This is a genomic window from Gammaproteobacteria bacterium, assembly GCA_041395445.1.
Classification (GTDB): domain Bacteria; phylum Pseudomonadota; class Gammaproteobacteria; order Xanthomonadales; family Marinicellaceae; genus NORP309.
This window is the reverse complement of sequence record JAWLAO010000008.1, coordinates 46,048-58,817: the sequence shown is the minus strand read 5'-3', so window position 1 is coordinate 58,817 and position 12,770 is coordinate 46,048. Positions and strand designations below refer to the sequence as shown.

Here is a 12,770-nt window from a genome sequence, read left to right as displayed (position 1 = left end):
AAAACATTTAAAATTTAATGTCAGAAAAAAAATATTTTGGAACGGACGGGATTCGCGGAAAAGTCGGTGGTTCGTTAATGACAGCTGAGTTCGCCTTGAAATTAGGTCGGGCAGCTGGTGTGGTTTTGGGTAAGCTATCACCGTCAAATACAATTCTCATCGGAAAAGACACTCGAATTTCGGGTTATATGCTGGAGTCTGCTTTGGAAGCCGGCTTATCTTCGGCAGGAACAAATTCATTATTGTTAGGTCCGATGCCAACTCCAGGAATTGCCTGGATGACCAGTTCCATGCATGCCAGTGCCGGGATCGTGATTAGCGCTTCGCACAATCCTTATTACGACAATGGGATTAAATTCTTCAACGCCGATGGTGAAAAGTTATCCGATGAATTGGAATTAGCCATTGAACAAGAACTTGATAAAGAATTTGCAACTGTTTCTAGTGAGAAGCTCGGAAAAGCCAAGCGTGTGGATGATGCGGCCGGTCGTTATATTGAGTTTTGTAAAAGCAGTTTCCCTCGTCAAAAAAGCCTGGCCGGTTTAAAAATTGTACTCGACTGTGCCAATGGTGCAACATACCATATTGCTCCGCAAGTTTTCTCCGAATTAGGTGCTGATGTCACGGTTATTGCCAATAAACCCGATGGTTTAAATATCAATGCTGATTGCGGTTCAACACATCCGCAAATTTTACAGGAACAAGTTTTAGAAACCGGAGCAGATTTAGGAATTGCTCTGGATGGTGATGGTGACAGAGTCTTAATGATTAATCATTACGGCGAGGTGATTGATGGCGATCAACTGATTTTTATTGTTGCCAAACATCTTCATAAAAATGGTAAACTCAACGGTGGAGTTGTTGGAACACTCATGTCCAATCAAGCCATGCAAAGCGGTCTGAGTGATTTAGGAATTGATTTTCTCAGAGCGGATGTCGGTGATCGTTATGTCCATCAGCTATTACGAAAAAACAATTGGCATCTGGGTGGAGAGTCTTCAGGACATATTCTTAATCTGGACTTGGCAACCACAGGAGACGGAATTGTTAGTGCTTTGATGGTGTTATCGGTGATGATTAAGGAAGGAAAAAATCTCAAAGAACTCGCCGATGAAATTCCTTTATACCCTCAGGTTCTGATTAATATTACCGTTGAAAATGCAAAATCATTAGCTCAACATCAAGATGTAATTTCACTCTCAACTGAAATAGACAAAGAATTAGGAAATAATGGTCGAACCTTGATTCGTGCATCCGGAACTCAACCAATGCTCAGAGTGATGGTTGAAGCAAAAGATGAAAAACTTGCAGAAAAATACGCCGGTGAACTGGTCAGTTTAGTGAATAACTTATAAAAAAACAATGAAAATTTTTATCCCAGTAATAGTGCTTTTATGCACTTCATGTAGTCAAAAAAACCTTCAAAAATCTTCTTTTGAAACCCCTAAACCACCACCAATGTCTGAAACAATTTCACCCAAAGAAGTTGAACTAATGACCAATATCAGTCGTTTGACATTTGAGGGAAGACGAGCCGGAGAAGGGTATTTTTCAGCTGATGGCTCCAAAATTGTTTTTCAAAGCGAAAGGCATGAAGGCAATCCGTTTTACCAAATTTACACTATGGATTTAGAGTTCGGTGATGTCGAAATGATTTCTAATGGAGTTGGGAAAACCACTTGTGCTTGGATTCATCCCGATGGCGAGCAAATTTTGTACGCTTCAACTCACTTAGATAATGACGCCTTAAAAAAACAGCAAGCGGAAATTGATTTCAGAAACTCAGGAAAGGAACGCCGATACTCATGGGATTATGATGAATATTTTGACTTATTTGTTAAAAAAGGCGATGAAGTCACACAACTAACCACAGATATTGGTTATGACGCAGAAGGAAGTTTTTCACCGGATGGCAAGCTGATTGCTTTTGCTTCCAACCGTAATGCTTATAACGGAAAAGGTGGTATGTCTCAGGAAGAAACAAAATTGTTCGAACTCGACAAATCCTACATGATGGATATTTTTATCATGAACTCTGACGGAAGTAATGTTAAGCAACTGACAACTGAACGAGGTTATGATGGTGGTCCGTTCTTCTCTCCGGATGGCAAACGTATCGTTTGGCGTAAATTCACCGAAGATGGCATGATTGCTGAGATTTATTCGATGAATATTGATGGAACAGACAAAAAACAAATCACTCACGAAGGCAAAATGTCCTGGGCTCCCTACTATCATCCGTCCCAGAAATACATTATTTTTACAACCAACAAGAATGGATTCGCCAATTTTGAGTTGTATATTGTTGATGCAGAAGGAAATCACGAACCTATCAGAGTCAGCAATCTGGATGGCTTTGACGGCTTACCGGTCTTTACTCCTGAAGGCAATGAGCTTTACTGGACTCGTAAAAAAGACAACAACAATCTCTCGCAAATTTATCGTGCAGACTGGAATCATCAGGTAGCTTTACAGGCTTTGGGATTGCAATAATTGAGGAATAATGCAATGAAAACTTTGATATTGATTTTAATTTTAGGATTCAATTTTGTAGCCGATGCTAAATCAGTTTCTAAAGCTGATATTGAAACCGCCAAAAGGCATGTTGCCAAATTGACTGAAGCCGGTGGCAGGTTGACAGGAACTGAAAGTGAGGAGAAAGCCGCTGCTTATATTAGCACTCAGTTGAAGGAAATTGGTATTCGACCTTGGAATTCCGAAAGTTATTTTCATCCTTTTGAATTTACAGCAGGGACTCATTTAGGAAAAAATAACCAATTTTCTGTAAACAGTAAAGACTATCAACTGGACAAAGATTTCAGACCACTTGTTTTTTCTGCATTGGGAGATTTTGAAGAAGCCGGAGTCGTTTTTGCCGGGTATGGAATTACTGAACCTGAAGGCGATAAACCGGGTGATAACTATGATTCATACACTCACTTAGACGTTAAAGGCAAATGGGTGTTGATTCAAAGATTTATGCCGGAAGATATTTCCAGTGAACAAAGAGTTAAAATCAATGCTTTTGCCAGTGAACGAAGCAAAGTTCTCAATGCCAGACAACATGAAGCCGCTGGAGTTATTTTTGTAACCGCACCGGACACCATTGTCAAAAGTCAATTGATTCCTTTAACTTATGATTCATCAACAGCTCACGGCAGTATGCCAGTTATTTCGATAACTAACGACATTGCTCAACAGTGGTTGAATAACATGGGTAAAGACTGGAGCGCTATTCAAAAGAAACTCGATAAAGGTGACTTCGTCATGGGATTTGATATTCCGGATGTCAAAGTTTCAGCAACCATTGACCTCGTGCAAGATAAGAAAACCGGTAAAAATATCATCGCCTACATCAAAGGTAGTAGCGATTTGCCGGCGGTGATACTTGGTGCACATTATGATCATTTAGGTCATGGGGAAAGCTCTACATCTTTGGCTAAAGGCGATGAAATCGGTATGGTTCATCCTGGAGCTGATGACAATGCTTCCGGTGTGAGTGGTTTGCTTTTAGCTGCCGAATATCTGGTGATGTTAAAAAATCAAAACAAATTCAAGCCGAAACGAGATGTAATTTTTGCATTCTGGTCCGGTGAAGAATTGGGTTTGCTAGGCTCGAATCATTTCGTCAAAACATTTGATAAAAAAGATTTGTCAGAAGTTTTTTTAGCAAACTTGAACATGGATATGATTGGCCGTCTGCGTGATTCTCTGGTAATGCAGGGAATCGGTTCTTCCAAACAATGGAAGTCAATTATCGAGCAAAGAAATGTTCCGGTTGGTTTGAATATAACCATGCAGGATGATGCTTATTTGCCAACCGATGCCATGAGTTTCTATTTATTCAATGTGCCAATATTATCCGCTTTCACAGGCTCACACACAGAATATCACACGCCCAGAGACACCGAAAATTTAGTCAATTATGAAGGATTGGCTAAAACATCCAAGCTGATGTCCCTCATATCTCGTGGATTATCAATGCAGGATGATGCGTTAGACTTTCAAAAACAAGCTCGGAAAAAAGAGAAGGGCACTCGTGGAGGGATGCGAGCCTACATGGGAACAATCCCTGATTATGCCAGTGATGCTAAAGGAGTATTGCTTAGCGGATCAACTAAAGGTTCACCGGCAGAAAAAGCCGGAATTCAAAGTGGTGATTTACTGATTGAACTAGCAGGAACAAAAATTGAAAATATCTATGATTTTACCTATGTTCTACAAGCCTTAAAAGTTGGTAAAACCGTAAAAGCTAAAGTGATGCGCGATGGCAAAGAAGTTGAAATGGAAATTACTCCAACTTCAAGACAATAGGTTATATTAAGCAAAAGTTATTTGAAATCATTGATGAAAAGGGTTGTAAATATAGAGAGAAATTACCTTATCAGATTTAATTGTTAGTTACAGCTTAATTCCAAAATAATTCAATACATATATCATCAGCCAATATGAAAAAATTGTTATGACAATAGCAATGCTAATACTTAGATAAAAGTTTATGCCTTGTTTTAGTAGTATTGGCAGCGATATGAATAATACCAATGAGGGAATAACTAACCAAAAAATACTGGTTGAAAGGGAGCTGATTTTCGAAACGTCTTTTGTGTCAATATAAAGCCAAATCATAGCGAGCACAGAAATAAGCGGGATTGATGCTAATATGGCTCCAATCAGGGAACTGAGTTTTGCAACTTCTGAAATTGCAACTATCAACAAAGTTGTTGTTATTATTTTTATTGCATAATAGCTCATAGGCTTTTCTCTGTTAGTACTTTATATTTTAAATCATGAAAATATACGGTGAAAGTTTCTTTTAAAAGATGTCATTTGGCTATTATTAGTTTGCTTTCACCTTGTTGAATAATACACTTGTTTGTTAATAGATGGCAAACTAGCCAATTTATTTTAAATTCTAAATTTAGTAAATCATTTCTAGTAGCAGATATGATAAAGAATAATCCTAAATATTCTAATTTTTAATTTGAAATATCATCATTGTGACCTAATATAGATTGAAGTGTTGTGTCAGAGACTTTCTTAATCGTTTCTGTGAATCTCAAATTGTAAATCCATAAATATTTCAGTTAAATTGAGCTGTTTCTATCTGTGAATTTACCAAAATATCTAAACATTATGACAGCAGCTTTAAAAGTATCAAATCTGAAAAAAACTTATAAAAATGGCACGGTTGCACTCAAGGGGCTTAATCTTGAAGTAGAAGCTGGCGAAATTTTCGCTTTGCTTGGTCCGAATGGTGCCGGGAAATCGACTTTAATCGGTATTATTTCATCATTGGTAACCGCCAGTTCCGGTGATGTTGAAGTCTTTGGTGATAATCTAACAAAACAAAGAAACAAGGTTAAATCGCATATCGGCTTGGTTCCGCAGGAATTTAATTTCAATATGTTTGAAAAACCAATGGATATTTTGGTGAATCAAGCCGGTTATTACGGTGTTCCTCGAAAAACAGCTATTCAACGAGCGGAAAAATATCTCAAACAATTACAGCTCTGGGACAAGAGAAAATCCATGTCCCGTATGCTTTCCGGAGGGATGAAGCGTCGTTTAATGATTGCTCGTGCAATGATGAATGAGCCTAAATTGTTAATTCTGGATGAGCCTACAGCCGGTGTGGATATCGAAATCCGCCGTTCGATGTGGGAATTTGTTGAAGAAATTGCCAATGCCGGGACGACTATTATCCTGACAACTCACTATCTCGAAGAAGCGGAACAGTTATGTAAAAATGTGGCTATTATCAATCATGGCGAAATTATTAAAAACACAACTATTAAACAGTTACTGACCACTCTGGATATTGAAACTTTCATCCTCGATTTGGATAAGAAGCCTGAGGCTGATTTATTAAAAGCATTGAATGCAGAGGTTACAGATGAGAACTCGATTCAGATTGATGTACCAAAATCCAAAGCACTGAATGAATCCATCAAAACAATTGATGAGATGGGCTATAAAGTTCTTTCCATGCGCAATAAAGTCAATCGTTTGGAAGAGTTGTTTTACAAGATGACACAGGAGCAAAAAAATGAAGGGGAATAATTTTGTAGCGCTTTACACTCTTTGCCGGAAAGAAATTGTCCGTATTTTACGCATCTGGTCGCAAACAATTCTGCCACCGGCAATCACAATGACATTGTATTTTGTAATTTTTGGAAACCTTATTGGCAGCCGAATCGGTGATATGGGTGGCTTTGATTATATGGCTTTTATTGTTCCGGGGTTGGTGATGATGTCTGTTATTACGAATTCCTACGGAAATATTGTGTCATCATTCTTTGGAGCCAAATTCAGTAAACACATTGAAGAAATGATGGTTTCTCCAATGCCAAACTGGGTGATTTTATTTGGTCATGTTCTGGGTGCTTTGGCTCGCGGTCTCATGGTTGGCGGAATTGTGACCATTATTTCGCTGTTTTTCACACAAATTCAAGTTCATAATTACTGGATTGTAATTTCAACGGTAGTTTTGACTTCCGTAGTTTTTGCTTTGGGCGGTTTTATTAACGCTTGTCTGGCGAATAAATTTGATGATATTGCCATTATTCCGGCATTTATCCTCACGCCTTTGACTTATCTTGGCGGTGTGTTTTATTCGATTTCATTGCTGCCTGATTTTTGGCAAACAGTCTCCAAGTTCAATCCGGTTTTGTATATGGTAAATGCTTTCAGATATGGTTTTCTCGGAGTCAGCGATGTGAGCTTAACTGTTGCCTATAGCATTATTCTGACATTTGTTGTGGTTCTGACCGCCATTTGTCTTTATATGCTGAATAAAGGTATTGGATTAAGGAGTTAATTCGATAGTTTTCAAATAAAAAGAATACTACCAAAGTGGATTAAAATTTGACATCAAGTAACAAAACGGTTGACCAACAATTATGGGATAAAAAACAGACAAATCCGTTCTTGGTCGGAGTAGAGCTTGCAGGTTAGTTTGATGCTATGCAATCAAATAAAATTGGAGTTTTGTGATGGAGTCATGGAGTATTGATAACCTCAGAGAGTTAATAAAAGCTAATTATCAAGATTATGAAAAACCGCTAAATGCACTTAGCTCTGTCGATAGAATTATAAATCTGTAGTGGTCTAATAAACTCGGACACATTTTTAGCCTATATAATACTGAAAACAGAGGTTAGATAATGTCAAAGAAACAAAGATTATCATTTACGGTTGAGCAGCGTCGTGATTATGCCAAATTGATGGTTGAAGAAGGTTATACCTACAAGCAAGTCATGGATATATCAGGTGCTGGTCAAACAGCGGTCAGTCGCTGGAAAAAGCAATATTGATGAAATTCACGGAAAAACACCCCAAGGAACTCAAGCAATGACAGCTGAGCAACAAGAAATCCAAAGGCTGAAAAAGAATTATGGCGTGCCAAAAGAGACAATGAAATACTAAAAAAGGCCGCAGCCATCTTTGTTCGAAGGATTAAGTCAAATGATTAAAAAATAAAGATGGCGCACCCAAAATATCAGACCAAAGAACTTTGCGAAGTGTTTAGCGTTCCAACCAGTACGTATTACGACCAAGTCAAAGAAAAGCCCATATCTGCGAAAAAGCAACAAATGCTTCGTATCATCAAACAAACGGCTATTGACCAATCACAGTTACGGCAAATGCAGAATGAAAAAGCAACTAAACAATGAAGGATTCAATATTGGCAAAACAAAAAGCAGCCAGTCCTTGAAAGAGGCAAACATTGTAGCAATCAGGCCTAAGAAAAAGCACCAATACCCTGATGGTGGCATCAGTAATACAAAAGTTGGAAACGTCTTAAATCGACAGTTTAATCAGCCACAGGCCAACACTCATTGGGTCACAGACATCACTTATATACGAAACCACCAATGCTGGAGTTACCTGGCTGCCATACTTGATTTGGGTGCCAAAAGAAATTGTAGGCTGGGCACTGTCAAAGACACCAGATGCACAGCTTGCCACCTTGGCATTGAAAAATGCCATCAATCGTAAGCGACCAATGACCAGCAACTTGCTGGTTCATTCAGATCAAGGCACGCAATACACATCAAACATGTTTGATGTGTATTGCGACCAACTCAAAATAATCAGAAGTATGAGCCGCAGAGGTAATTGTTGGGACAATGCAGTTATGGAACGTTTTTTTAGAAATCTGAAAACAGAAAGGTTGAACACATTAAGCTTTATTAATCATGAAGCGGGTTCTACCCCGATTTTACGGACACATCTGAAAAGGTTATTATAAACCATTTAAACAGAGGTGTTTATGACAAGCAGAAGAAAGTTTTCCAAAGAATTTAAACAGGAAACAGTTAAATTATCCTATCAAAGTGGTATTTCCCTGAGTGAACTTGGCGAAGAACTCGGGCTGAATGCTAATATGATTAGTCGTTGGCGACGGGAACAGGCAGCCGAAGGTGAAAAGGCCTTTTCAGGAAAAGGTCATGCTCGGGATGAAGAAATGGCACGGTTGAAACGAGAACTTGCCAGAGTTAAGAAGGAACGGGATTTTTAAAAGAAGCGGCAGTGTTCTTCGCAAAGGACACGAAGTAAAGTATCAAACAATCGAGCATTGTCGCGATAATTATCCGGTAGCAATGATGTGCAAACAGCTAAAAGTATCAACCAGTGGCTATTACGACTGGCGAAATAGAGAAGCCTGCAAAACAAAGCAGGACAATACCATTTTGCTGGGGAAAATAAAAGAAATTCATGACGAAAGTGATGGCGTTATCGGTTCGCCAAGGATGACAGAAAAACTTAATTCCATTGGTTATTCTTGTAGTCCCAATCGTATTGCCAGGCTTATGAAAGTCAATAATATCAAAGGTATCCCGCAGAAGAAAAAGTGGCTATCCAAAAATCAACGGTTCGTCCTGATGGCATAATAAATCACCTTAACAGGGATTTTAATGCACAGAATGTTAATACCAAATGGGTCACAGATATTACTTACATCAAGACAGCTGAGGGCTGGTTGTATCTTTGTGTTGTTATTGATTTGTACTCAAAAGTTGTTATTGGTTGGTCAATGAGTCAAAACCAAACAACACATCTGGTGATTCAGGCAGTGTTGATGGCTTTGTGGCAAAGGAGAAATCAGAAACAGTGATTTTACATTTGACAGTAGCCAATTTACCAGTGATGACTATCAGAAATTTTTATTTGATAACAATGTTATTTGCTCAATGAGTGCTGTTGGTAGTTGTTGCTGACAATGCAGCATGTGAAGGATTCTTTGGTGTTATGAAAAGAAAGAGTAAATCAGAAACTACAAAACCAGATCACAAGCAAGAGCTGATATTTTTGATTATATTGAACGCTTCCATAATCCGGTAAAAAAGCGTAAACTAGAGAAAAAATTAAAATATGAAAAACCCTTTTCTAAAATGTCCGTAAAATCGGGGTAGAACCCAGCAGTGATTGCTGAAGTTGAGAGTTATATCTACTTTTACAACTACAAAAGGCTGAACTCAGCAATTGGATACACAACACCAAACAAAAAATATAACGAATTAAAAAGCAGCCTAAAAATGTGTCCGGAAAACTTGACCATTACACTCTGCTAATGTATCATTTTTATACTGCACGCGATTCTATGAATCAATTTAATAAATCTGATAATGGAATACATGAAAGTAATTTAAAATACATCTTGGGTATTTCCAAAGATCAACTGACATTTATTAGAGCCAGATTAACTCATGATGCAAACTTAATTGCATTTATAAATTCAGTAAGAAATCTATACGACATTTTTGCTCAATTAGTAAACATCTTATTATTAGAGACCTTTGCTTGATTGATTAAAACTTCTGATTTTTTCGATTTTCGATAAAAACCACTATTTGTTCCGATTTTCTTAATCCCGACTAGCTTTTTGAGTGCTAATCGGGGTGTTTTGCCATATTTCAGGCACAACTATTTTGTATTTTTACCGCTCTTTTAAGGTTATATGCCATGGCAGCAAAGCCTATTGATGTATGTAATTGCATTAATCCTCCATGTCTGGCTTTAGTGAGACCATAATGAAGCTTTAATATTCCAAATACACTTTCCACACAGTTTCTAATCTGAGACTTCCATGTGTTAGCCTGCTTTTGTTTCTCAGTCAGAGGCTTGTTGCGGTAGGCTCGCTCGTGTATTTTATTTTTTATTTTATTCCTTTGAAGATACTCATCATATTCCTTGCTTTTATAGGCACTATCAGCATAAACCTGAGATTCCTCTCCTGTAAGCAGTTTCTTAAATTGTTTAGAATCATGCTCATTGGCAGCAGTACAGGTGTATTTTTGTAAAAAGGCATCTTCATCACTGTTACCATGAAGTTTAAAACCATAAGTGGTTTTGAGCTTGCCATCTGAACCTTTTTTACTGGTATAAGCAGCATCTTTATCCTGTATATTCTCACCGTTTTTTCCATTTTTAGGACGAGATTTTTTGGCTTCGATTATTGTGGCGTCAATAATACTGACTCCTCCGGCTCTAATCATAATGTTTTGTTCACAAAGTTGTTGGTTGATTTCTTCAAATAAAACTTCTGCCAGTTTTAATTTTCCAATCAGTTTATGGAAACGCCAGATAACAGTATGATCCGGTGTTCCATCACTTAAACCAAGTCCGGTAAAACGACGAAATAATAAATCTCGTGCCAATTGTTTTTCCATGCCTTCATCACTCAGTCTATACCATTGTTGCAGTAACATGATTTTAAACATTAATAGCGGAGGCCATGCAGCTCTCCTCGTTTGGATGAAAACATATCTCTCAGATGAGCTTCAATTCGACTCCAGTCAGTAATTCATGAATATCATCGAGTTCTTCAAGGGATTTATGGTGACTAGCTAATGAGTCGGCTAAGCTTGATTGGCTAAGTTGTTTCCAAGACATGATTTTAATAAATTTTGTGAACTACGGTAGTTTAACATTTTTTCAAATTTCTTGTGTTTCTAGCAAGGTCTCTATAGAATCAAGATTGATGAAAGTAAATGTGATATTTACAAGTTGCTGAGAACCTTCATGAGTCTTGTCTTAAGAATAATTTAAAAGAATTGATTGGTTCATATTGGTTTAAGTATGTAGTAGCGTTCTCAAATATTTCAAAGCACAGAATGCTCGTGACACAGCAATACTCATTAGATTTAATCGAAAATAAGTCTGGTGTAAAAATAGGTGGTTCTTTTTTTGGGGGGAAGGTCAATTGGTCTATGGAAATTCTTGAATCCGTTTTAGATGTTAAAAATTCTATAGTTAAGTGCGGATCTAATCTGAATTTATTATATGCTAAAAAGTATGCCTAACAAATGTTCAAATTTGACTTCTGAAGGCGAAAATAACACAGTTGTTTAAAATCACTCGAAAGATTCTACACCCTTACATTTCGCTGAGACGCACAAGATGATTTGGAAATACGAGGTATTTTTGTATGAGCGAAGCGAGTTCAAATACCTCGCCAAATCATCTGAGCATCGAAGGAAACCGGAGGTCAAAATGTCGGAGCACCCTTTTTTGGTTACTTTGTTGGGTGGCAACAAAGTAACGTTAAAAATACAAGCAAAATTTGAATTATGGATTTCCAATCAAATTGAAAATAAAATTACGTGTAATCTCCCCGACTTTATCCCAATAAAGCTTCAACAAACTCAGAAGCAACAAATGGTTTGAGGTCGGATGATTTTTCACCAACACCGATATAGCGAACCGGTAGCCCAAACTCTTTGGCAAGATTAAACAAAACTCCTCCTTTGGCAGTGCCATCCAGTTTGGTGATAACAATACCTGTTAGTTGAGTCGAGTTGTTGAATTCTTTCACTTGTGAAACCGCATTTTGCCCGGTTCCGCCATCAACGACAATTAATGTTTCGTGTGGTGCGGTTTCGTCATTTTTCTTCATCACCCGTCCGATTTTAGCCAGTTCCTGCATCAGATTCGATTGTGTGTGCAAACGGCCTGCTGTATCGGCAATTAAAATATCAATTCCTTTGGCTTTTGCTGAACTCATCGCATCAAAAATCACCGAAGCTGAATCTGATCCGGTTGATTGAGCAATCACAGGAATGTTTTCACGTTGTCCCCAGGTTTTCAATTGCTCCACCGCAGCAGCACGGAAAGTATCTCCGGCAGCAAGCATGACAGATTTGCCCTGCGCTTTAAAGTTGCGTGCCAATTTAGCGATTGTGGTTGTTTTTCCAACGCCATTAACACCAACCACCAAGATAACGAATGGTTGCTTGCTTTCATCAATAACCAATGGTTTTTGCACGGTTTCAGCTAATGTTTGAAGATTCGATTTCAAAGCATCATAAACCGCTTGCGAATCGCTCAGCTTACGTCTTTTCACCGATTTAGCGGTGTTATCAACGATTTCCATTGTGGCTTGTGCTCCAACATCCGCCATCAGCAATGTGGTTTCAATATCTTCAAATAAATCATCATCAATAGATTTCTTGAATGAGAACACATGCTTCATTTTTTTACCGAAACCATTTCTGGACTTCGCCAGTTTTTGTTCCAGTTTATCTTCATCCTTAATATTTTGAACTTTAGTTTCAACAGATTCTTTTACATCTTCATGAACTTGTGTGGTTGCACTGGCAATCGCTTTTCTTTGTTCCGCATCAATTTGTTGTTCAGAATTCGGAATATCAGTATTATCAGCCTTTGAAATAGTTGTGTCTTCTATGCTGGCGTTATTATCCTTATTATCTGCTTTATTGTTTTTATCCTTTTTCTTGAAAAATTTAAGCATTGTTTAATCCGAAATC

At 37.9% G+C, this 12,770-nt stretch carries 11 protein-coding genes and 2 pseudogenes; 10 read left to right on the top strand and 3 right to left on the bottom strand.

The features are described from left to right. Positions 1–17: 17 nt before the first annotated feature. The 3 genes from glmM to R3F25_12275 all read left to right on the top strand — a co-directional run bounded on the left by glmM (position 18) and on the right by R3F25_12275 (position 4,314). Positions 18–1,355 (top strand): phosphoglucosamine mutase, encoded by a 1,338-nt coding sequence (gene glmM, locus R3F25_12285; GenBank protein MEZ5497579.1) that lies wholly within the window; start codon positions 18–20, stop codon positions 1,353–1,355. A 103-nt stretch (positions 1,356–1,458) separates the two neighbouring features. Then, entirely contained in the window at positions 1,459–2,493 is a 1,035-nt protein-coding gene (locus R3F25_12280; GenBank protein MEZ5497578.1) for a hypothetical protein, read from the top strand. Between the two features lie 15 nt (positions 2,494–2,508). Then, positions 2,509–4,314 (top strand): M20/M25/M40 family metallo-hydrolase, encoded by a 1,806-nt coding sequence (locus R3F25_12275; protein MEZ5497577.1) that lies wholly within the window; start codon positions 2,509–2,511, stop codon positions 4,312–4,314. 87 nt (positions 4,315–4,401) lie between these two features. On the opposite strand, the gene R3F25_12270 is transcribed toward R3F25_12275, so the two are convergent. Further along, positions 4,402–4,752, bottom strand: a complete 351-nt coding sequence (locus R3F25_12270; GenBank protein MEZ5497576.1) for a DUF3147 family protein — start codon at positions 4,750–4,752, stop codon at positions 4,402–4,404. A 381-nt stretch (positions 4,753–5,133) separates the two neighbouring features. On the opposite strand from R3F25_12270, the gene R3F25_12265 reads away from it, so the two are divergent. The 6 genes and pseudogenes from R3F25_12265 to R3F25_12240 all read left to right on the top strand — a co-directional run bounded on the left by R3F25_12265 (position 5,134) and on the right by R3F25_12240 (position 9,416). Beyond that, the gene (locus tag R3F25_12265; GenBank protein ID MEZ5497575.1) at positions 5,134–6,060 is read left to right on the top strand and encodes an ABC transporter ATP-binding protein; all 927 of its coding nucleotides are present in this window, start codon (positions 5,134–5,136) and stop codon (positions 6,058–6,060) included. Further along, on the top strand, positions 6,047–6,817 hold the full coding sequence (locus R3F25_12260) for an ABC transporter permease (protein MEZ5497574.1): 771 nt from the start codon (positions 6,047–6,049) through the stop codon (positions 6,815–6,817). Before R3F25_12265 ends, R3F25_12260 begins: the two co-directional genes overlap by 14 nt. 346 nt (positions 6,818–7,163) lie before the next feature. Continuing rightward, entirely contained in the window at positions 7,164–7,313 is a 150-nt protein-coding gene (locus R3F25_12255) for a hypothetical protein (protein MEZ5497573.1), read from the top strand. A 168-nt stretch (positions 7,314–7,481) separates the two neighbouring features. Next, positions 7,482–7,673: a hypothetical protein gene (locus R3F25_12250; protein MEZ5497572.1), complete on the top strand. Its 192-nt coding sequence runs from the start codon at positions 7,482–7,484 to the stop codon at positions 7,671–7,673. Further along, complete coding sequence (locus R3F25_12245; GenBank protein ID MEZ5497571.1) at positions 7,651–7,998, top strand: hypothetical protein; 348 nt, start codon at positions 7,651–7,653, stop codon at positions 7,996–7,998. The genes R3F25_12250 and R3F25_12245 overlap by 23 nt, the downstream gene beginning before the upstream one ends. A 274-nt stretch (positions 7,999–8,272) precedes the next feature. After that, positions 8,273–9,416 (top strand): annotated as a pseudogene (locus R3F25_12240) (IS3 family transposase). A 501-nt stretch (positions 9,417–9,917) separates the two neighbouring features. Here the strand turns inward: R3F25_12240 and R3F25_12235 are convergent. Then, positions 9,918–10,896, bottom strand: a pseudogene (locus tag R3F25_12235) (IS5 family transposase). A gap of 227 nt (positions 10,897–11,123) precedes the next feature. Here R3F25_12235 and R3F25_12230 point away from each other — a divergent pair. After that, complete coding sequence (locus R3F25_12230) at positions 11,124–11,306, top strand: hypothetical protein (GenBank protein ID MEZ5497570.1); 183 nt, start codon at positions 11,124–11,126, stop codon at positions 11,304–11,306. 317 nt (positions 11,307–11,623) lie between these two features. Here R3F25_12230 and ftsY read toward each other — a convergent pair whose 3' ends face one another. Further along, on the bottom strand, positions 11,624–12,754 hold the full coding sequence (gene ftsY, locus R3F25_12225; GenBank protein ID MEZ5497569.1) for a signal recognition particle-docking protein FtsY: 1,131 nt from the start codon (positions 12,752–12,754) through the stop codon (positions 11,624–11,626). Positions 12,755–12,770 lie beyond the last annotated feature (16 nt).

Coding starts and splice junctions, on each gene's coding strand:
- glmM (MEZ5497579.1), top strand. CDS start 18: ATGTCAGAAAAAAAATATTTTGGAACGGACGGGATTCGCGGAAAAGTC.
- R3F25_12280 (MEZ5497578.1), top strand. CDS start 1,459: ATGTCTGAAACAATTTCACCCAAAGAAGTTGAACTAATGACCAATATC.
- R3F25_12275 (MEZ5497577.1), top strand. CDS start 2,509: ATGAAAACTTTGATATTGATTTTAATTTTAGGATTCAATTTTGTAGCC.
- R3F25_12270 (MEZ5497576.1), bottom strand. CDS start 4,752: ATGAGCTATTATGCAATAAAAATAATAACAACAACTTTGTTGATAGTT.
- R3F25_12265 (MEZ5497575.1), top strand. CDS start 5,134: ATGACAGCAGCTTTAAAAGTATCAAATCTGAAAAAAACTTATAAAAAT.
- R3F25_12260 (MEZ5497574.1), top strand. CDS start 6,047: ATGAAGGGGAATAATTTTGTAGCGCTTTACACTCTTTGCCGGAAAGAA.
- R3F25_12255 (MEZ5497573.1), top strand. CDS start 7,164: ATGTCAAAGAAACAAAGATTATCATTTACGGTTGAGCAGCGTCGTGAT.
- R3F25_12250 (MEZ5497572.1), top strand. CDS start 7,482: ATGGCGCACCCAAAATATCAGACCAAAGAACTTTGCGAAGTGTTTAGC.
- R3F25_12245 (MEZ5497571.1), top strand. CDS start 7,651: ATGAAAAAGCAACTAAACAATGAAGGATTCAATATTGGCAAAACAAAA.
- ftsY (MEZ5497569.1), bottom strand. CDS start 12,754: ATGCTTAAATTTTTCAAGAAAAAGGATAAAAACAATAAAGCAGATAAT.